The 18443-nt window shown below is 59.2% G+C and carries 16 protein-coding genes and 3 pseudogenes; 11 read left to right on the forward strand and 8 right to left on the reverse strand.

What is annotated here, in order from left to right:
* Window positions 1–3: 3 nt before the first annotated feature.
* Window positions 4–918 carry a c-type cytochrome gene (locus tag EFQ99_RS18315; RefSeq protein ID WP_126922409.1) on the reverse strand — a complete coding sequence of 305 codons (915 nt, stop codon included), beginning with the start codon at window positions 916–918 and terminating at the stop codon, window positions 4–6.
* A 212-nt stretch (window positions 919–1130) separates the two neighbouring features.
* Window positions 1131–1658: a DUF4142 domain-containing protein gene (locus EFQ99_RS18320; protein ID WP_126922410.1), complete on the reverse strand. Its 528-nt coding sequence runs from the start codon at window positions 1656–1658 to the stop codon at window positions 1131–1133.
* A 490-nt stretch (window positions 1659–2148) separates the two neighbouring features.
* Here EFQ99_RS18320 and EFQ99_RS18325 point away from each other — a divergent pair, with 490 nt between their 5' ends.
* Together EFQ99_RS18325 and EFQ99_RS18330 are read left to right on the forward strand one after the other, a co-directional pair.
* The gene (locus EFQ99_RS18325) at window positions 2149–2394 is read left to right on the forward strand and encodes a hypothetical protein (RefSeq protein ID WP_126922411.1); all 246 of its coding nucleotides are present in this window, start codon (window positions 2149–2151) and stop codon (window positions 2392–2394) included.
* A 56-nt stretch (window positions 2395–2450) separates the two neighbouring features.
* On the forward strand, window positions 2451–2711 hold the full coding sequence (locus EFQ99_RS18330) for a hypothetical protein (protein ID WP_126922412.1): 261 nt from the start codon (window positions 2451–2453) through the stop codon (window positions 2709–2711).
* A gap of 84 nt (window positions 2712–2795) precedes the next feature.
* Here EFQ99_RS18330 and EFQ99_RS18335 read toward each other — a convergent pair.
* Window positions 2796–3591, reverse strand: a pseudogene (locus EFQ99_RS18335) (SDR family NAD(P)-dependent oxidoreductase).
* 12 nt (window positions 3592–3603) lie between these two features.
* Window positions 3604–4773, reverse strand: a complete 1170-nt coding sequence (locus tag EFQ99_RS18340; protein ID WP_126922413.1) for a zinc-dependent alcohol dehydrogenase — start codon at window positions 4771–4773, stop codon at window positions 3604–3606.
* 308 nt (window positions 4774–5081) lie between these two features.
* Here EFQ99_RS18340 and EFQ99_RS35575 point away from each other — a divergent pair.
* A pseudogene (locus EFQ99_RS35575) lies at window positions 5082–5367 on the forward strand (divalent metal cation transporter); the annotation flags it as partial.
* A gap of 182 nt (window positions 5368–5549) precedes the next feature.
* Here EFQ99_RS35575 and EFQ99_RS18350 read toward each other — a convergent pair.
* Window positions 5550–5777, reverse strand: coding sequence for a DUF982 domain-containing protein (locus EFQ99_RS18350; protein WP_425376278.1), 228 nt, complete (start codon window positions 5775–5777; stop codon window positions 5550–5552).
* 292 nt (window positions 5778–6069) lie between these two features.
* Between EFQ99_RS18350 and EFQ99_RS18355 the strand changes: the two genes are divergently transcribed.
* The 3 genes from EFQ99_RS18355 (at window position 6070) to EFQ99_RS18365 (ending at window position 7773) form a co-directional block, all read left to right on the forward strand.
* A complete protein-coding gene (locus tag EFQ99_RS18355) occupies window positions 6070–6336 on the forward strand; it encodes a transport-associated protein (protein WP_126922415.1) in 267 nt (88 codons plus the stop codon).
* Window positions 6337–6466: 130 nt separating this feature from the next.
* A complete protein-coding gene (locus tag EFQ99_RS18360; protein ID WP_126922416.1) occupies window positions 6467–6862 on the forward strand; it encodes a DUF1236 domain-containing protein in 396 nt (131 codons plus the stop codon).
* A gap of 101 nt (window positions 6863–6963) precedes the next feature.
* On the forward strand, window positions 6964–7773 hold the full coding sequence (locus tag EFQ99_RS18365; protein WP_126922417.1) for a DUF1236 domain-containing protein: 810 nt from the start codon (window positions 6964–6966) through the stop codon (window positions 7771–7773).
* A gap of 293 nt (window positions 7774–8066) precedes the next feature.
* Here the strand turns inward: EFQ99_RS18365 and budC are convergent, their stop codons facing one another.
* Both budC and EFQ99_RS18375 read right to left on the reverse strand, forming a co-directional pair.
* Window positions 8067–8858 (reverse strand): meso-2,3-butanediol dehydrogenase, encoded by a 792-nt coding sequence (gene budC / locus EFQ99_RS18370; protein WP_245441526.1) that lies wholly within the window; start codon window positions 8856–8858, stop codon window positions 8067–8069.
* 55 nt (window positions 8859–8913) lie between these two features.
* Window positions 8914–9804 (reverse strand): alpha/beta fold hydrolase, encoded by an 891-nt coding sequence (locus tag EFQ99_RS18375; protein ID WP_126922418.1) that lies wholly within the window; start codon window positions 9802–9804, stop codon window positions 8914–8916.
* A gap of 471 nt (window positions 9805–10275) precedes the next feature.
* Here EFQ99_RS18375 and EFQ99_RS36155 point away from each other — a divergent pair.
* From EFQ99_RS36155 to EFQ99_RS18385, 3 genes and pseudogenes are all read left to right on the forward strand, one after another.
* Window positions 10276–10761: pseudogene (locus tag EFQ99_RS36155) on the forward strand (PAS domain-containing protein); the annotation flags it as partial.
* Window positions 10762–10801: 40 nt separating this feature from the next.
* Complete coding sequence (locus EFQ99_RS36160; RefSeq protein ID WP_342635418.1) at window positions 10802–11185, forward strand: sensor histidine kinase; 384 nt, start codon at window positions 10802–10804, stop codon at window positions 11183–11185.
* A 173-nt stretch (window positions 11186–11358) separates the two neighbouring features.
* Window positions 11359–11985 (forward strand): NmrA family NAD(P)-binding protein, encoded by a 627-nt coding sequence (locus tag EFQ99_RS18385; protein ID WP_245441527.1) that lies wholly within the window; start codon window positions 11359–11361, stop codon window positions 11983–11985.
* Window positions 11986–12297: 312 nt separating this feature from the next.
* Here the strand turns inward: EFQ99_RS18385 and dinB are convergent, their stop codons facing one another.
* Window positions 12298–13386 (reverse strand): DNA polymerase IV, encoded by a 1089-nt coding sequence (gene dinB, locus EFQ99_RS18390; protein WP_126922419.1) that lies wholly within the window; start codon window positions 13384–13386, stop codon window positions 12298–12300.
* A gap of 217 nt (window positions 13387–13603) precedes the next feature.
* On the opposite strand from dinB, the gene ligD reads away from it, so the two are divergent.
* Window positions 13604–16240 carry a DNA ligase D gene (ligD, locus tag EFQ99_RS18395; protein ID WP_126922420.1) on the forward strand — a complete coding sequence of 879 codons (2637 nt, stop codon included), beginning with the start codon at window positions 13604–13606 and terminating at the stop codon, window positions 16238–16240.
* A gap of 330 nt (window positions 16241–16570) precedes the next feature.
* Entirely contained in the window at window positions 16571–18406 is a 1836-nt protein-coding gene (locus EFQ99_RS18400; protein WP_126922421.1) for a HAMP domain-containing methyl-accepting chemotaxis protein, read from the forward strand.
* Window positions 18407–18443 lie beyond the last annotated feature (37 nt).

The following is an 18443-nucleotide window of genomic DNA, read 5'->3' on the forward strand; positions in this document are numbered from 1 at the left end:
TCGCTAAGGGTGCGGAGTAGGCTTTGGGGCGAGTGACTTGATATAGCGAGCGATCGCCTGTCGATCGCCTTCAGGAAGGCTCTGAGTGTTGGTGACAACATCAGCCATGGACGATCCCACGCGCCCGTGAGCCGGCGTATTGCCGGTCGCAAGCATCTTGACAATATCCGCCTCCGACCAGCTACCGATTCCAGCGGGAGTGATATTCGGCACGTAGCCGGTCCCTTGTTGGTCCGGGCCGCCTGCGAAGCGCTGATCGGACTTTATCGCGCCGAGGAAGTTTCGAGTGGAATGGCATTCGGCGCAGTGGGAAAGCGTCTCGACCAGATATCCGCCTCGATCGTGAACGGCGTCACCCGTCAGTCTCGCGTTTGACGAGCCCTCTCTGAAAAAGAGGAGCTTCCAGAAGCCGATTGAGCGGCGGATCGCGAAAAGGATTTTTGGATGATGTGGTGGTGCGCGTCCTGCCACCGGCGCAAGTGTTTCGAGATAGGCGAAGAGATCCTTGATGTCTGCGACGGTCATTCCAGTGTAGCTTGTATAGGGAAATGCCGGATAAAAGTGCTTGCCCTGCGGGGACACCCCAGCGACGAGGGCATTCGCCAGATCTGAGACGTCCCAGCCACCGATCCCGTCGGTTGGGTCGGGCGAGATATTCGGCGGCCGAAACGTTCCAAATGGCGAAGCCAGTGCTAGACCGCCACCAAGTCTCAGGCGATCAGGCTGTCCGGGCGTTGCGTGGCATGAAGCGCAGTCTCCAGCGTCGAAAATATCCTTGCCTCGCCGAGCATCTCCAACTCCTGCCAGCCGGGGATCGCTTTTGGAAAATCCCGGCGCGGGAGCGGTCACGATCCATGCCGCAGCTGCCCCTAAAGAAGCAGTGCATAAGATCGCGACTATCCAGAGACCGATCTTCATGATGGTCCGTCCCGGGTTCACTTCAGCAGCGGGTTGATTCTCATGGTAGCCCCGCGTTTGAAGCGATGTAAATGCACCATTGTCGTCGAATCTGCGGTTGAATGTTTCGTTCGGCCACATAAAGCCGGATGGCAGAATTGGCATTTCCCGATGCCGGTTGGCGGCACAAGAGTAGGGGCAGGTCGCACACCAGCCGAGAAGACCGATCTTGCTTACTTGTTCAGTTCCTTGGCCATCTCGAGATGATGTTCCAGGGCAGGCCGCGTACTTGCGGCCCATGCCTTCAATTGGGGATCGTCCCCTTCGTTGCCGTAGCGCTTGAAGAGATCGACCGCGTCTTCATGGGCAGATTCCTGATCCGAATGATATTGCTTGTTGAAATCCTTTCCCTGCAGGCCGTTCAGCTTTTCGAGCATGCTTTGCTGATCGGAGGTCATGGCGCTGGGGAGCGCTGCTTTGACATTGCCGCTTGAGACCAGCGCCTTGAGTTCCTCTGTGGTCTTCTGATGGTCGGTGACCATCTGCTGCGCGAAGGCTTTTGTCGTATCGTCGCCGCGCTCGAGGGCAAGCTTGCTGGAGGCGATTTCGAACATATCGCTCGTGGCCGCTTCCTGCACGAAATCTCCAGTTTTAGGAGGGATGCCAATCAGGGAATTGACGCCCGTCTTTTCGGCGGTGGATTGTGCGAAGGCAGGGACGGCGAGGGACAGGGCGAGCGAGGCGATTACAAGGCGTTTCATCGGAATCTCCTGGGTTGCTGAGCCGCCAAACCTCCGGGCAAGCCGAGAGTTCCGGCTGGCCCGGAGGTTTCTGCTTTTTGATGATGCTGACTGCCGCTCGCCCAGAGGACGAATTTCATTTCCTCACGCTTTCGACGCCTTCCTGGCTTCGAGCCGATTGCAACGAAATCATCCTTCTGCAGTTGGGCTCCTTTCGGGACATGTGCGTCATAGATGCAACCGTCACCAAACGTGGGAAGGCACTATCGATGATATTGGTAGAGCCTGGGGAGCCGCTTGTGACTGCGTTCGTTATCTCGAAGTAAGCGAAGAAAACGGACGTCTAAAGTGTCGGCCGATATCATTCGGGGGAACTTAGAATGAAGTGGGAAGTTCGGAGTTCGAGATGAACTTGAACAACGTCGTCGATAGCTGAGGCGTCGGTCCACGAACCGCTGCGGTTTCTGCTTCCGTGGTGCCCGCCGCGTCGATGTCAATTTCCGAGGCGTAGATGTCTACGAACCCATCCATCAACGAACCGGTTAAAGAGCTTACCTCTCGCCTTGGGGCGATGACGGATGATGAGTTGTTCATACTTATGAACGACTTGGAACAAGCGAGCGAGGCTGCCGGGGACGACGCGATCGAAGAGATTCTTCCCCGGATCGCCTTGACTGAAAGCGAAATCGAACGGCGCTATCCCGGCGAGCTGCTCGCACCCTATCGTGACTGGAAGCAAAGACAACCGCTGCTGTGACCGCTTCGGCCAACGGAGCGACATCAACAAGGCGAAGAGCCTAGATGGAGCCTTCAATGAGCAGTTCTGAGACAACGACGGACCACCAGGCGATCCGCAACTGGGCGGAGGCAAGGAACGGCAGGCCAGCGGTCATCCGGACTGGCGGCAAGGGTGGGATCCTACGCATCGATTTCGGTGAGGAAGAGGAATTCGAGGAGATCGGCTGGGAGGAATTCTTCAAGATTTTTGACAAGAATCAGCTCGCCTTTCTTTACCAAGGTGAGACCAAGGAGGGGAAGAAGAGCCGCTTCAACAAATTTGTCGAGCGCAGTTAAACCGCTCGACGCGATGCGGAGATCCTCTGAGCATTCTCCGGACGGCTGCTATCCGATCGCTACCTCCCTGTCGGAAAGCGGCGTCTATTTGGAGCCCGAACCCGGCTCGGCCATTTTCGAATGCTGGTGGGCGAGTACGCTTGCCGGAGTGACGTTAGCAACGGCTGCCTGCACCTTGTTCTTCCAGCCGCTGACCACGTCGCCTTCGCCGTCCATCATTGCATCATAGCCGATTCGGGCGACGTCGCCGGCATCGTCCTTCTTCGCCTGACCGATCGCGGTGTCCATGAGATCGGCCCGCTGGAAGAACTCGGTCTCGGTCGCGCCGGGCATCAGGCAGCTGACAGTCACGCCAGATTCCTTCAATTCTTCCCGTAAGGCAAAGGAGAAGCTGTTGATGAAGGCCTTGGTGCCATTATAGACAGCCTGATAAGAGCCCGGCATAAAACCCGCGATGGAGCCTGTCAGCAGGATACGGCCTTCACCGCGGCTGCGCATCTGGTTGGCGATTTCATGGATCAGATAGATCGTTCCGGTGATGTTGGTATCGACGACCTTGCGTGCTTTGCCGAAATTCTGGTCGAGGAAACCCTTGCCGAGACCGCGGCCGGCGTTGGCCATCAGCAGATCGACGGAGCGGCCGCTGGCGGCGATGCGCTCGAGGAGCCGATCCACGCCTTCGAGCGTGGATCGGCTTCGACCGGATCCACTGTCGTACCGAACTCCTTGAGATTTGTGGCTGCCAGGTTGATGCGCTCCTCATCGGCGGCAATGATCAGATCATAGCCGTCCTGCGCTGCGCATTTCGCCAGTTCGTAGCCGATGCCGGTGAGGCGCCGGTGACAACGGCGAGGCCTTTGCCTGAATGATTAGGAACCACGATGCTTCTCCTTTAAGGTTTCAGAACGACCTTGATGCATCCGTCCTGCTTGTCGCGAAACTTCTTGTAGAGAGCCGGGCCATCTTCCAGCGTACCGCGATGGGTGATGACGAAGGACGGGTCGATTTCCCCTTTCTGGATACGCTCCATCAGGATTGGCAGGTAATGCTGGACCGGCGTCTGCGCCATCTTGAAGGTCAGGCCGCGATTGATCGCCGAACCCATCGGGATCTTGTCGAGAAAGCCGCCATAGACGCCGACGATCGAGACCGTGCCGAAGTTGCGGCAGCAGTGGATGGCCTGGCGCAGCACATGTGGACGGTCGGTTCCCATGAACATCGCGACCTTGATGCGGTCGAGGCGAGAATCCCAGCTGGCGGCCGCCTCGGCTTCGGTTCCCACGGCATCAATGCAGGCATCGGCCCCGCGACCACCCGTCAGCTCCATGATCTGGTCGTAGATATCCTTGTCCATGAAATCGAGTGCGATGGCGCCCGCAGCCTGCGCGAGCGCCAGCCGCTCGGGCACCGTATCGATGGCTATCACCCGCTCGGCGCCGAGCAGGAAGGCCGACCGTATCGCCATCTGACCGACCGGGCCACAGCCCCAGATCACGATCGTATCGCCGGGCTGGATATTGCAGAAATCGGCCGCCATGTAGCCGGTCGGGAAAATATCGGACAGGAACAGCACCTGCTCGTCGGAAAATCCTTCCGGCACCTTGATCGGCCCGACATCGGCATAGGGCACACGCAGATATTCTGCCTGTCCCCCGGCATAGCCGCCGAGCAGATGTGAATAGCCGAAAAGGCCCGCCGGCGAATTGCCCCAAAGTTTTGTGACCTTCGCGCGATCGGGGTTGGAGCGCTCGCAGCCGGAATAGAAGCCGCGCTTGCAGAAGAAACAGTCGCCACAGGAAATCGTGAACGGCACGACGACGCGGTCGCCGACCTTAAGCTTCATGTTGTCCTTTCCAACCTCCACCACCTCGCCCATGGTCTCATGGCCCATGACGTCGCCGCTGTGCATTTCGGGCATGACGCCGTCGTAAAGATGCAGATCGGATCCGCAGATCGCGCAGGCCGTGACTTTGATGATGGCGTCACGCCCGTCCTCGATCTTCGGATCGGGAACGCTGTCACAACGGATATCATGCTTGCCGTGCCAAGTCAGAGCTCTCACGATGTTCTCTCCTTGCCGATCATCAACGGCGCTTCCAACCTCGGCTTGGCGGAAATGTTCCCGCCCACGACCGCACGAAATGATCATCCTTCCCACTCGCTTGGATTTTCGCTCTCCTTATCGATATTGCCTCAAACAACATCGAAGGCGCGTTGAGACATGTCGAAACCGCTGCTCAGCGGCTCGTCGGCGTTGCATATTTTGTTTGGCGCGCTCCTCTTCCAAGGGACGTTCAGGCAAGCCTGCGCACCAACGCAACTGCGCGCATGCTGGGAAATTTTAGGCGCAGCAGCCCTATGGAACCAACTGGCTCTGGTCTGTTGGCGGTTCCGGTGCTTGCCGGTGCCGCCGCCTACGCCGTTGGCGAAGCTTTCAGATGGCCCGTCGGCCTTTCCAGAAAGCCGAAGCACGCAAAAGCCTTTTACGCGACCTTGGTCGTCGCCTGCATCCTCGGGATGGGCATATTGTTCACGCCGGTCAATCCAGATCATGGGTGCGTTTGTCGTTTCCGGCTGGCTGCGGCGGCTGGGCTGGGCCTCGACAGCCGCAATGACGGCATGTGTTGTTGGAATGTTCGTGACATTAATCGCTTAGGCCTGCGGCATGAGACGTGCCCAGTCGGCTTTTCCGGCTCTTTGTCCCTCGTCGCGGCCGGTCGGCCGCCACAGCGTCGGCGCGGCAAAACTTGGGCGCGGAGGTCGCTCCCCTTCATGTCTTTGGCGGAACTATCGGCCTTGGACAGCTAGCAATCACGACAATTGACTTTGGGCACGCTATCAATGAACAACAGCGACCACGCGAATCCCGGCCTCAGTTGCAGCGCGAATGAGTGCGGCTCGCGCTACTTTGGGCTGGGTATTACCCTGAATAGCATCCAGGCACGTTTTTACAGCCGCGACGTATTCCTCGCCATCATCGGTCGGCCATGCGTTGATCAAGGCATCGGCAACCTCACCCAGTGATCGGACCAGCCGATGTTTTTCTGATCCGCTCATTACAAGCATCAGGGGAGCGAAGCCTTCCCTACTGCGCCAGTCCACTAAAACGGGTGACCGCACTTCTATTCGTTCTCACCAGAGATCGACAACATAGTGTCATCAGGGAGGTTTTGACCAGACTCTAGCGATGACAACGAAAACCTCCCTGATGTCCCCGCAAGAGGGATAAGGAGCAACTAACGCAGGTGATTCCGAGGGAAAGGCGGACCTAAGTCGCATTGGCGGCCTTGGATCCACTGCTCATATACTGGTTTGAGGTAATGTGAAGGTCCGTGGAGGGGCGGATCAGGAGAAGAATATGAAGTTCGGCCCCAACAATCATGAAGAGCGCTGTTCGCAAGGCCATAGTGCGGCCGCGACCATCGCAACGATATCAGCCGCTCTTTCCGGCGATCCCGAAATCGACTGCAGCGCCATCGAGATCAGAATGCTCGGCCCCGTCGTTGTGCTCGAAGGCTATATAACAAAGGCCGCAGACCGCGACAAAGTCATCGCGCTCGCAGCGATGATCGTCGGCTCTGAAAACGTCCAGGACCGGATGCTGAGCCGCTTCCCCAGGCAGTAGCGAATGGTGTCGGAAAGGTCCGACCATGGGCCTATAGTACCCCCGGCATGAAGTCCGTGCCTGGGAACACATCCTCCATTCCCCGGTTTAGTCCTGCAGCGGACTAAGCCGCGCCAAAGGAGGATAACCAATGAATATCAAAGCAGTAGGAATCGCAGCCGGCATGGTACTGGCATCGACGGCAGCCTTCGCGCAGTCATCGACTGTAACCGGCGCGGCGGGTGGTGCTGCAACGGGCGCCATTGTTGGCGGCCCTGTGGGTGCTGCTGTCGGTGGCATCGTCGGCGGGGTGGCAGGCAGCGTCATTGATCCGCCACCGCAGAAGGTGGTGACCTATGTCCAGCAGGCTCCCGCCCCGGCTGAACGCGTCGTGGTGAAGGAAAAGGTCGTGGTCGGACAGCCTCTGCCGGAAACCGTCGTCGTAACGCCCATCCCCGATGATCCGAAATACGCATACGCGATTGTCAACGATCAGCGCGTGATCGTCGAACCTTCGTCTCGGAAGGTTATCCAGGTCATCCAGTGACCGATGGACGGCCAAAGCCGTCCTTTTCCAACAACAAGGGCACGCATGCATCGCATGAAAATGCGGGCGGAATCTTGTGCTCGAAATCTCGGAGATTGACTATGAAAAGCAGCCATCTCGCAATGCTCGTGGCAGCATTGTCGTTGAGCGTATCACCGCTGACAACATTCTCGGCCGGAGCCCAGCAGGACACGCAAACCAAGACCCAGGCCCAGGCCCAGGCCCAGACGGGCGCGGACTCCGGCGCGCAATCCGGGTCCAGCAAAACCGGGACCGAATGCACCCCCGACGCTTCGGGAGCCTGCCCCGATCAGTCATCGAAGCAGAAGCCCAGTCAGGGTTCGGAGACCAAGAAGAGTGCTCAGCGGCCTTCGACCGATAGCTCGAGCAGTGGAAGTGCATCCGGCAAGTCCTCGACTGAAACCAAGTCCGGATCGCAAGACGCCAGCGGTGGCACCACCACCGAACCAAAGCCCGCCGCCAAATCCGGTAGCACGGAAAGTGGTACGGCTACCTCAGGCACGAACAGCACTCAAGATGCTAAACCTGCAGAGGGCACGAAGAGTGGCACCACCACGAAAAGCGGCGATACGTCGAAGCAGTCGACCGATCAGAACGCGACGACGACAAACAAAAGCTCGTCTGAGACCAACGTCAATATCTCCGTCGAGCAGCAGACGGAAATTCGAGCGGTGGTGAAGGAGGTGCATGTCGCGCCCGTGAAGGAGGTAAACTTCACGGTCTCGGTCGGGGCGAAAATCCCGAAGAAGGTACGGCTTGAAAGGCTGCCGTCGCGTGTTGTGAAAATTGTTCCGCAGTACGAAGGCTACCGCTTCTTCCTTCTGGCGGATGGCCGGATCGTCATTGTCGATCCAGATGCTCTGACGATTGTTTACATCATCGAGGTCTAGCACGCGTTCCCCGGCGGCGTCTTGGTCGCCGCCGGGACCACAGGAGGGATCAATGATTTATCATGAAGACAAGCGGTCAGGGACCACCTTTCCCATCGTCGTCATCTTGATTGCGATAGTCGCGATTATCGCCAGCCTCGTTCTGTCATCGGGCCATCAAACATCAGCGCGGGTTTGGGTCCCTGCCAGCTCGGCAGGTCGGTAATTTCACTCACAAACTGAATCAACAGCGTATCCGGATGATAAGAGCTAAGATCGACGCTCGGCGGCAATGCTCAAGGCCCTTCGGGGCTTCACTGAGGCGGCTGACCATTCGACGCTGACATGCCGCCATCGACGGGCATGTTGACCCCGGTAACGAAACGCGCGTCGTCACTGGCCAGGAACGCGATCACCCCGGCGATGTCCTCAGGTTCCGCCGGCCCCTTCAAAGCAAAGCGTTCGTTGAACTTGGCCAACAGCTCCTCGTCATCCATCATATCCTTCGTCATATCCGAGCGGGTGAGGCTCGGGCACACGGCGTTCACTCGGACTCCATCCTTCCCGTGGTCCATCGCCATCGCCCGAGTGAGATTCACGACACCACCCTTTGCGGCGTTGTAGGCTGCCATTGACCAGTCGCCACCAGTCCCCGAAACCGAAGCGACATTTATGATGGAGCCACCGGTCTTCTTCAGGTGAGGCAATGCGGCCCGGCTCGCGAAGAACACGCCGTCGAGATCGGTTGCCATAACCTTCCGCCAGTCGGCGGTGGCCAGTTCGTCGACCTTGCCCTCGGCATGAATGCCGGCATTGTTGACGAGGACGTCCAGCCTTCCGAAACGGTCGAGTGTTTCCTGCAGAAGTCGGTCGACGTCTTTCTCCGAAGAGACGTCCCCCGCGACGATCAGAATGCGGTCGTTTGCGAAGCCGCTTGCGGCATCTTCGAGCTTCTTCCGATGCCGGCCAACGAAGACGACGCTGGCCTGCTCATCGAGGAATCGGGCTGCCGTCGCCCTCCCAATGCCGGAACCGGAACCAGTTACGATGACGACCTTCTTTGAAACGCTGCATGCTCTCGCTCCTATATCTGGGATTGCTCTCAACGGCCGAACGACGCTCGCCGCGTCATGTTCCCCAGGTAGTGGAACGGAGGTCACCTCACGCGGCACCAGAATGGGGCTGCGGCTGTGAAATGTGCGCTTGCTCCCGCGCAAGGGAGCTCAGCATCTGGCGCGCGACGCCGGGCGCCACATGATGGGGAAGATGGCCGACGCCCTCGATCAATCTGACGATCGGGCAGGGGTGCTTCTGCCTGAGCCAATCGATATGCCAGGACGGCTGAATGATGCGATCATCCGTGCCGAACAACACGTGCAGAGGAAGATCGCCGGACAGGTTCGGCAAAAGCTCCATGTCCTCGTTGAAAGCTCGCAGCTCGTTGGCCATCGTCTCGATCGCGCCTGGATTGACCATATGAGCGGCTGACAGCATCGACAGATGAGGAGGCGAGAGGTTCGGATATGATGAGGATGTCAGGCTGCGCTCGAGAAAGAAGGCGGCCCATCGGCTGATGACGTGCCTGCGGATCAATGACCCGATCATCGGAGCCGCGGACGCCCGGAGGAGCGGTAGGAGCTTTAGCGGGACAGGCCTGCAGCAAGGCGAAATAAGCAGCAATCCGCTCACCAGTTCCGGCCGCCGCACAGCCAGATGCAGTGCGAGAGCGCTGCCGATGGAGTGGGCGACCACAGGAATGCCGCGCAAGCCCAATGCGTCGAGCAACCGCGCGAGCCAGATCGATTGGCCGATAGGTCCCTGTTCCGCCGGAGGAAGTGGATCGCTGAAGCCGTAACCGGGACGATCGGGCGCCACCATCCGGAATTCGCTCGCCGCAAACGGAAACAGAACTTCTTCGGCCAGGCTGCCGCAGCCATGGAGCACAAGTACCGGACTTGAGTTCAAGTCGCCGTTCTCCAGAACATGAACCTGATACTTGCCGACGTGGTAGATCTTGCCGATCCGGGGCGGAAATGCCTGCTGCTTCAACATAATCCAACAACGCCTGCAACGCGTTCTCGGTTCCGCCGCGTTCAAGCGCGGCTCCCAGAGGTGCTCCACCCGAAGCGTACCGCCGGTAAGCTGCTGCAATCGGGCATAAGGGCATATGGCAAACTCCTCGGCGCGATTGAGACCTTTTGCCGTAGAACACTCAGCTTCAGCCGGCTATAAAGTTTTACGCTACGTTGGCTTTCTATTGGTAACCGATGCCTAGTCCTCCTAGCCGGTCCGCATTCGACACTGCATCTGGTGCAGTCGGACATCGAGCGGTGTGATGCTTTTCTTTTTCAGGTTTCGGAATATTCTCGTCTTGGCGCCACTGTCTGTATAGACGAAATCCAGGCCGATGACGCCCGCAGCAAATTGTCTGCCTTTGCATTGGGAAACCCGCGATTGATGCTCGAAGATCTCTACCGCCTGCTTAAGAGCGGGCACGTTCAGGCGCAGGGTGTAGTCGATACGATGACGCAGCCCGTCGTCGTCCTTGATCGAAATTTCTCCGTGACCACGGCAAACAATGCGTTCGTCAAGACGTTTTCGGTCGACCGGGAGGATGTATTGGGCGAGAGCTTTTTCGCCCTCGGTAACGGCCAGTGGGAAATCCCGGAACTCCGTCACCTGATCGAAGCGATCATACCTAAGGCGGCAGCGGTCGTCGGCTACGAAGTGAAGCACGATTTCCCAACGATCGGCCAGCGAACCTTCCTCATCGATGCCCGACGTCTCATTCATCCCGATGATAATAGTCCGAACATCCTTGTCATCTTCGATGACGTCACGGAGAGACAACGACACAATGCCGAGCAGGAGTTCATCATTGCCGAGACACGGCATCGGATGAAGAATCTGTTTGCCGTCGTGCGGGCGATTGCCATGCAAACGAAGGCAAAAACAGCGGATGTGATCGAGTACCGGGACACCTTGCTGGCTCGACTCGACGTCGCGCTTCACGCCCAGGACCTCGCTGCCAGCAAGCAAGGGGCCGATTTTGAAGAATTGCTTCGGGGGGACGGTCGGCGTACTTGGAGCAGCGCGTCTGCACACCGATGGTCCGTCCGTTCAGTTGCCCAGCCAGAACGTGCTATCGGTCAGTATGATCTTCCACGAACTGGCGACCAATGCCGCCAAGTACGGTGCTCTGTCCGTTGAAGGCGGCAAGCTCGATGTCGCCTGGACCCTCGAGCCCGGCTCTCGTGATCGAACCCTTTTGAATTGCAAATGGCAGGAATCGGACGGTCCGCTCGTCGTGCCCTCCGATGAGAGGGGATACGGAACGGAGTTGATCGAAGGAATGGCGGCTCAGCTCGGCGGATCCTCGGAACTGAGATACGAGCAGCAGGGTTTAATCGCTACGATTAGAATTCCCCTATAGAGTCTCATGAGACACCTTGACCGTCCAACAATTCATAACTGTGGGCAATGGGTCCGACGAGGGTCATGGGAGGCGAAGAAGCGCTCTGCGGCGATGGACTGCGTCAGTGACGGCGAGGGAACCTTTGAAAGTCCGAAGGGTTATGCCCCCCATCACTGCGGGAGACATGGTCCATGTACATCATTGTTGGCGGGACGGGACACGTCGGCTCCGCCGTGGCGAAGACGCTGCTTGAAGGGGGCAAAGCGGTCACAGTCGTCACTCGAAACCCTGAGAAGGCCGCCGCATGGCGACAGCGGGGCGCGGAAGTCGCCCTCGCCGACGTCCACGACATGACCTTGCTGCGCGAGGTTTTTCGCCAAGGGAAGCGGGCCTTCCTGCTGAACCCGAACGCTGACATCTCGAGCGATACGGATCGGGAAGAATGCAAAACCGTGCGCTGCCTGCTCGAAGCGATCGACGGGTCGGGGCTGGAGAAGGTGGTGGCGCAATCAACCATGGGCGCACAGCCGGGCGAGGAATGCGGTGATCTCAACGTCCTTTACCAACTGGAGGAGGGCCTGAGGAACCAGCCGATTCCTGCCACCATTATCCGCGCAGCCTACTACTACAGCAACTGGGATACGATGGTGGGGCCTGTCACGAGGGACGGGGTATTATCGACCATGCTCCCTGCCGACCCTCAAGCTCCCCATGGTCGCGCCGGAGGATCTTGGAAGGGTCGCTGCGCGGCTCCTGCAGGAGCCGATCGAACAGATCGGCATACATCCCGTCGAGGGGCCGAAACGCTGCTCCCCTAATGACGTTGCCGCAGCTTTCGCCGCCGCCCTCGGCCGGGCTGTTCGCGTCGACGTGATCCCGCGCGAAACCTGGGAAGACGCATACCGAAGTTTGGGCTTTTCCGATGCGGCGGCTCACTCATATGCCAGGATGACGGCTCTCACTGCCGATGGTCCCGAATATCCCGAGGATCCAATTCGAGGATTGATCTCAATCCAGACCTACATAGGCCAGCTCGTTCGCAGCTGATTATGACGTGTCGCAGAGACAGCCAAAGGCCGCTTGATTGCTAGACCCCGTCGTTCGCTCCGTGCGCTTACTGCCTCCTCACCTTAAATAGCCAGCCGCAACTGCGGCTCCCTTCCAGAAGCTTGCCGTTCCAGCGAGGAGAGGGTGACGCCGAGCAGGCGGATGCCTTTTCGCGGCGGAAAGATTGGCGAAAGCAGCAGGCCAACGATCTCTTCAAGGTCGGCGATCGCCGGCAGAGGGGCCGGAACCGTCTTGCTGCGGGTGATCTGGTTGAAGTCGGCATATTTGACCTTCAGTGTCACCGTCTTGGCGCCGATTCCGTTCGCCTCGCAATACCCCCACACTTTTTCGATCAGCGGCCGCAGCCCTTCGCGAGCCGGCTCGTAGGTATGGAGATCCTGCGAAAACGTATCCTCCGCGCCGACGGATTTGCGCACCCGATTCGGCTTGACCTGGCGCTCGTCGATGCCGCGGGCAATGCCGTAGAAATACGGTCCCGACTTGCCGAAATGCTCGACCAGAAACTCGAGCGTCTTCTGCTTGAGATCTGCGCCAGTCTCGATCCCGAGCTGATGCATCTTTTCGGCGGTTGCTGGCCCGACGCCATGAAATTTCTTGACCGGTAGCTGCTCGACGAATGCCGGGCCGTTCTTCGGTGTGATGACGGCCTGGCCGTTGGGCTTGTTGATGTCGCTCGCCATCTTGGCCAGGAACTTGTTATAGGAAATCCCGGCCGAGGCATTGAGGCCGGTCACCTGCTTGATCCTGGCGCGGACCTCCAGCGCGATCTCCGTGGCAATCTCCATGCCCTTCAGATTTTGCGTAACATCGAGATAGGCCTCGTCAAGCGAGAGCGGCTCGATCATCGGCGTGTATTCAGCGAAAATCTCACGGATCTGCTGGGACACTGCGCGATAGACATCGAAGCGCGGCGGCACGAAAATCAGCTCCGGACACTTTCGTCTCGCGGTCACCGACGGCATCGCCGAATGAACGCCGAATTTGCGCGCCTCGTAGCTCGCCGCCGCCACCACGCCGCGCGCCGCCGACCCGCCGACGGCAATCGGCTTGCCGCGCAATTCCGGATTATCCCGCTGCTCCACCGAGGCATAAAAAGCATCCATGTCCACATGGACGATTTTACGGACGGGGGTTGAGCTCATGTCGTTCATGGCGGCTTCAGCAATCGCGGTGGGATCGGCATTTTGAATTCGCGCCGAAACAAAAAGAGAACATAGCAGCCTTTGATGCGATATCAACAGATTCCGTAGTGCGCGGGGGCTCGCCGTCGAAACTCCCAGCCACCCGATGCGTTCCCTCCGCAGGTAATCAATCTCAGGAGACAGAGGCCGCCGCCGCTCCTCGTACTATGGAAGGTTCGCAAAACTTATGGCCGACAATCTCTCGAAATACCGTGCCAAGCGCGATTTCCAGAAGACCAGCGAACCGAGCGGCGAGACGCATGTCAAATCGTCGAACCGCCGGCGCTTCGTGATCCAGAAGCATGACGCCACACGTCTGCACTATGACCTCCGGCTCGAGCTCGACGGGGTGTTCAAATCCTGGGCCGTGACCAAGGGGCCGTCACTCGATCCGCATGACAAGCGGCTCGCGGTCGAAGTCGAAGATCATCCGCTCGATTACGGCGACTTCGAAGGCACCATACCCAAGGGCCAATATGGCGGCGGCACGGTGATGTTGTGGGATCGCGGCTATTGGGAGCCGGAAGGCCGGAAGTCACCGGAGGAGGCACTGAGGAAGGGCGATTTCAAGTTCACGCTCGAGGGCAAGCGTCTCCACGGCAGTTTCGTGCTGGTCCGGATGCGCAATGACCGCGATGGTGGCAAGCGGACCAACTGGCTGCTGATCAAACATCATGACGATCATTCGGTCGAGGAGAATGGCGCAGCCGTCCTGGAGGAGAAGACCACCTCGGTCGCCTCCGGCCGCAGCATGGAACAGATCGCCGAGGGCAAGGGCAGCAAGCCGCGCCCGTTCATAATGGCGAATGCCGAGGTCGAGGCGGACGCGGTCTGGGGCAGCAAGCATGGCCTGGCGGCGGACGAGCGGAAGAAGAAGTCTCGGACGGATGTCGCGACCTCAACCGCTGTCGATCTGCCGGATTTCATTGACCCGCAACTGTGCGAAAAGCTCGCTCGGCCGCCGGCCGGGGACGATTGGCTGCACGAGATCAAGTTCGACGGTTACCGGATCCAGATGCGGGTTGCCGATGGGTCGGTGACGCTGAAGACGCGCAAGGGCCTGGATTGGACGGCCAAATATCCCGAAATTGCAGACGCAGCATCCGCGTTCTCCGACTGCATCATCGACGGCGAGATCTGCGCACTCGACGAGAACGGCGCACCTGATTTTGCGGCACTGCAGGCGGCCCTGTCGGAGGGCAAAACTGGCGATCTGGTCTATTTCGCATTCGATCTGCTATTTGACGGCGGCCAGGATTTGCGGTCCATGCGCCTGGTCGAGCGGAAGGAACGGCTGCAAAATCTGGTCGCTGAAGCGACCGACAATACTCGCCTCCGCTACGTCGAACATTTCGAATCCGGTGGCGATGCCGTGCTTCGCTCCGCTTGCAAGCTGCATCTCGAGGGTGTCATCTCCAAGCAGATAGAAGCGCCCTATCAATCGGGCCGCACCGACAGCTGGGTCAAGTCGAAATGCCGGGCCGGACATGAAGTGGTGATCGGCGGCTACGCTAAGACCGACGGCAAGTTCCGGTCTCTCCTCGTCGGCGTCCACCGTGGGGATCACTTCGCCTATGTCGGCCGTGTTGGCACGGGCTACGGCGCCAAGAAAGTCGAGACGCTGCTTCCGAAGCTGAAGGCGCTCGAGACGACGAGATCCCCGTTCACCGGTATCGGCGCTCCGAAGAAGCAGGCCGAGGTTGTCTGGGTGAAGCCTCAGCTTGTTGCCGAGATAGAATTCGAAGGCTGGACCACGGATGGCCTCGTCCGCCAGGCTGCCTTCAAGGGGCTGCGAGAGGACAAGCCGGCGAAAGAGGTTGAGGCCGAGAAGCCGGCATCGCCCGCCAAAACCGATACTGCTCAACCTGCGCAAACCGCCAGGACCAGACCCACCCGCCGCAAAGGTGCCAAGGCAGAGGTCTTGGGCGTGCTGATTTCCAATCCCGACAAACCGCTCTGGCCGGACGCTGGCGATGGTGAGCCCGTCACCAAGGAAGATCTGGCGCGCTATCATGAAGCAGTCGGTCCCTGGCTCATCGAGCATATCAAAGGACGGCCCTGTTCGATTATCCGCGCGCCCGACGGCATCGGTGGAGAGCAGTTCTTCCAGCGCCACGCAATGCTCGGCACCTCGAACCTCCTCGAGCTGGTGAAGGTCTTCGGCGACAAGAAGCCTTACCTGCAGATCGATCGGGTCGAGGGACTGGCGGCGATCGCCCAGATCGGCGGCGTTGAGCTGCATCCGTGGAATTGCGAGCCCGGCAAGCCGGAAGTCCCCGGCCGGCTGGTCTTCGACCTCGATCCTGGCCCTGACGTGCCGTTTTCGACCGTTGTCGCGGCCGCGCGCGAAATGCGCGACCGGCTTGAGGAGCTCGGTCTCGTCAGTTTCTGCAAAACCACGGGGGGCAAAGGATTGCATGTCGTCACGCCGCTTGCCGTCAATAAGCGCAAGCCGCTCAGCTGGGCAGAGGCGAAGGGTTTCGCCCATAACGTCTGTCAGCAGATGGCGCGCGACAATCCCGATCTCTATCTCATCAAGATGACCAAGAGCCTTCGGGGCGGCAGGATCTTTCTCGACTATCTCCGCAACGATCGCATGGCGACAGCCGTGGCGCCGCTGTCGCCACGGGCCCGGCCCGGAGCCACCGTGTCGATGCCGCTGACCTGGGCACAGGTGAAGTTCGATCTCGACCCGAAGCGCTTCACGGTCCGCACGGTGCCGGCGCTGCTTGCCAGGAGCTCCGCTTGGCAGGACTATCGTGACGGTGAGCGACCGCTCGAGCAGGCGATCAAGCGTTTCGGAAGATCAAGACGCGCGAGCTGATCTCGGAAGAGTTGCTCCGGCCATCCAGGCTGACCGAGACATCAGCAAATCGAAGCTTGGACGGCACTTCTCATCGATTGTGACGCGATTCTGCCACGTCGAACGAACACTTCGCCCAACGGCCGCGTGCTGATTTGATTCGCTGCGAGTGTGCCATCCGAGCCACCCTGGATAGCATGCCTAGGAGTTTTTCTATGTGTCGTTTGTAAGCAAGACAAATCTCCAAGCCAGGGAGGGCGGAAACAAACAAAGTTAATTCTAAATTAGCAAATCGGGCAAATTCTGGCACTACTCGACCCGCGTGGTCGCCCTCAGGAGCTGGAGACCCGAATGAAGCGCCCGAGTGTCAAGCAGGCCCTTATTGGCGTTTTGTCCGTCATCTGTGCCTTCGTCGTCGTCTTATCTTACAGTTCCCTCAGCACGATCTCGACGCTGAACGACAATACGCAGCAAATTGGCGGCTTCTGGGTGAAACGCCTGATCACGGCCAGGGATATCGAGGGGAATTTCTCCGATTTGAAGCTGGCTTACGCGCGCTACCTGTTGGAGGCGTCACCAGAAAAGCAAACCTCTGACGCGAAGCTGGTCGCCGACGCGAATTCCGCGGTCAAAAGCGCGGTCGATGAATATGTAAAAGACGTCCGTACCGAGCGGGGTCGCGAGCTGATCAACCAGGTCAACTCGGAACTTAAAAAATACGCCGAACTGGCCGCACGCATGGCCCAACTACAAGACAGCGGAAAGGGCGCCGAGGCGGCCAGCTTCTTCCGGGAAAGTATGGAGCCGCAATCCGATCTCGTCAGTCAGAAGATTGCAGAGCTCGTGGCCTTCATTTTGAGCCAGACCGAGACGTTCGTGGCGTCAAGCAGCGCCGCCGCGAGCAGTGCGTTTATAATTACAGCAATAATTGCAACTCTTGCAGTTCTAGTCGCCTTGGTCGGAACGATATTCGCCGTGCTCGGCATCGCAAACCCGATCCGCCGCATCGCCTCCGCCATGAAGATCTTGTCCGACGGCGATCTGCAAAATGAGATCCCCTATGCCGGCCGCGCCGACGAGATCGGCGCGATGGCGGCAGCGGTTGAAGTGTTCCGGCAGAACGCCATAAATGTCCTTCGCTTGGAGCAGGAGGCCTCGGCATCACGAAGCCAGTCAGAGGCCGCTCGTGCAGCAGTACAGGAGCGTGCCGACCGAGAAGCGCAACAATTGCGGTTCGCGACGACCACGCTGGGTGACGGACTGAGACGTCTGGCAGGCGGCGACGTCTCTTTTCAGCTGGCGGAGCCTTTCGCTGCGGAATACGAGCAGTTGCGCGAGGATTTCAACACGTCGCTCAAACAGCTTGGTACGGCGATCGGCGCAGTACTGCAAACGGTGCACAGCATCGACAACGGAACGCGCGAAATCGCGTCCGGTGCGCAAGATCTTTCCAAGCGCACGGAGCAGCAGGCCGCCTCTCTGGAGGAGACGGCAGCAGCGCTCGACGAGATTACCGCCAATGTTACCACCGCCTCCAAGCGAACCGACGAAGCTCGCAATGTCGCGCAGGAGGCGAACGTCAGCGCCGAACGGTCCGCTGCCGTCGTGTCTGAAGCCGAACAGGCTATGAGGCGCATCGAGAACAGCTCGGAGCAGATCTCCAATATCATTGGTGTAATCGACGAAATCGCTTTCCAGACAAACCTCCTGGCGCTGAACGCCGGCGTCGAGGCAGCCCGGGCCGGAGAAGCCGGTAAAGGCTTTGCGGTTGTCGCTCAGGAGGTTCGCGAGCTCGCACAGCGCGCAGCAACCGCGGCGAAGGAAATCAAAGGCCTGATCGAAAAGTCGTCTATCGAGGTCGGCACTGGCGTGAAACTGGTCCTTGAGACCGGCCAGTCGCTGAAGTCGATCGGCGATCATGTGGCTCAGATCAATCAACTGATGTCGGCGATCGCGACATCCGCCCGCGAACAGTCTACGGGCCTTGCCGAGATCAACACAGCAGTCAATCATATGGATCAGTCCACTCAACAGAACGCGGCGATGGTCGAACAGTCGACGGCCGCGGCCGCGTCCTTGTCGAGTGAGGCGAGCAGACTGCGCGACCTCGTCAACCAATTTCGGCTCAACGACTCCACCGGCCAGGTCGCTACGACGAGAAGTGATGTGCGGTTCAGGGCTGCATGATCAGGGTCAGCAGTCCCTTCGTGCTTCGGCTGCCACG

The organism is Rhizobium vallis (assembly GCF_003985155.1).
Lineage (GTDB): Bacteria > Pseudomonadota > Alphaproteobacteria > Rhizobiales > Rhizobiaceae > Rhizobium > Rhizobium vallis.

Excerpts from the sequence above, each read along its gene's own strand:
- dinB (WP_126922419.1), bottom strand. The coding sequence starts at position 13,386 with ATGAACGACATGAGCTCAACCCCCGTCCGTAAAATCGTCCATGTGGAC.
- EFQ99_RS18400 (WP_126922421.1), top strand. The coding sequence starts at position 16,571 with ATGAAGCGCCCGAGTGTCAAGCAGGCCCTTATTGGCGTTTTGTCCGTC.
- EFQ99_RS18375 (WP_126922418.1), bottom strand. The coding sequence starts at position 9,804 with ATGTTGAAGCAGCAGGCATTTCCGCCCCGGATCGGCAAGATCTACCAC.
- EFQ99_RS18330 (WP_126922412.1), top strand. The coding sequence starts at position 2,451 with ATGAGCAGTTCTGAGACAACGACGGACCACCAGGCGATCCGCAACTGG.
- EFQ99_RS18365 (WP_126922417.1), top strand. The coding sequence starts at position 6,964 with ATGAAAAGCAGCCATCTCGCAATGCTCGTGGCAGCATTGTCGTTGAGC.
- EFQ99_RS18315 (WP_126922409.1), bottom strand. The coding sequence starts at position 918 with ATGAAGATCGGTCTCTGGATAGTCGCGATCTTATGCACTGCTTCTTTA.
- EFQ99_RS18385 (WP_245441527.1), top strand. The coding sequence starts at position 11,359 with ATGTACATCATTGTTGGCGGGACGGGACACGTCGGCTCCGCCGTGGCG.
- EFQ99_RS18325 (WP_126922411.1), top strand. The coding sequence starts at position 2,149 with ATGTCTACGAACCCATCCATCAACGAACCGGTTAAAGAGCTTACCTCT.
- EFQ99_RS18360 (WP_126922416.1), top strand. The coding sequence starts at position 6,467 with ATGAATATCAAAGCAGTAGGAATCGCAGCCGGCATGGTACTGGCATCG.
- ligD (WP_126922420.1), top strand. The coding sequence starts at position 13,604 with ATGGCCGACAATCTCTCGAAATACCGTGCCAAGCGCGATTTCCAGAAG.
- EFQ99_RS18320 (WP_126922410.1), bottom strand. The coding sequence starts at position 1,658 with ATGAAACGCCTTGTAATCGCCTCGCTCGCCCTGTCCCTCGCCGTCCCT.
- EFQ99_RS18350 (WP_425376278.1), bottom strand. The coding sequence starts at position 5,777 with ATGCTTGTAATGAGCGGATCAGAAAAACATCGGCTGGTCCGATCACTG.
- EFQ99_RS18355 (WP_126922415.1), top strand. The coding sequence starts at position 6,070 with ATGAAGTTCGGCCCCAACAATCATGAAGAGCGCTGTTCGCAAGGCCAT.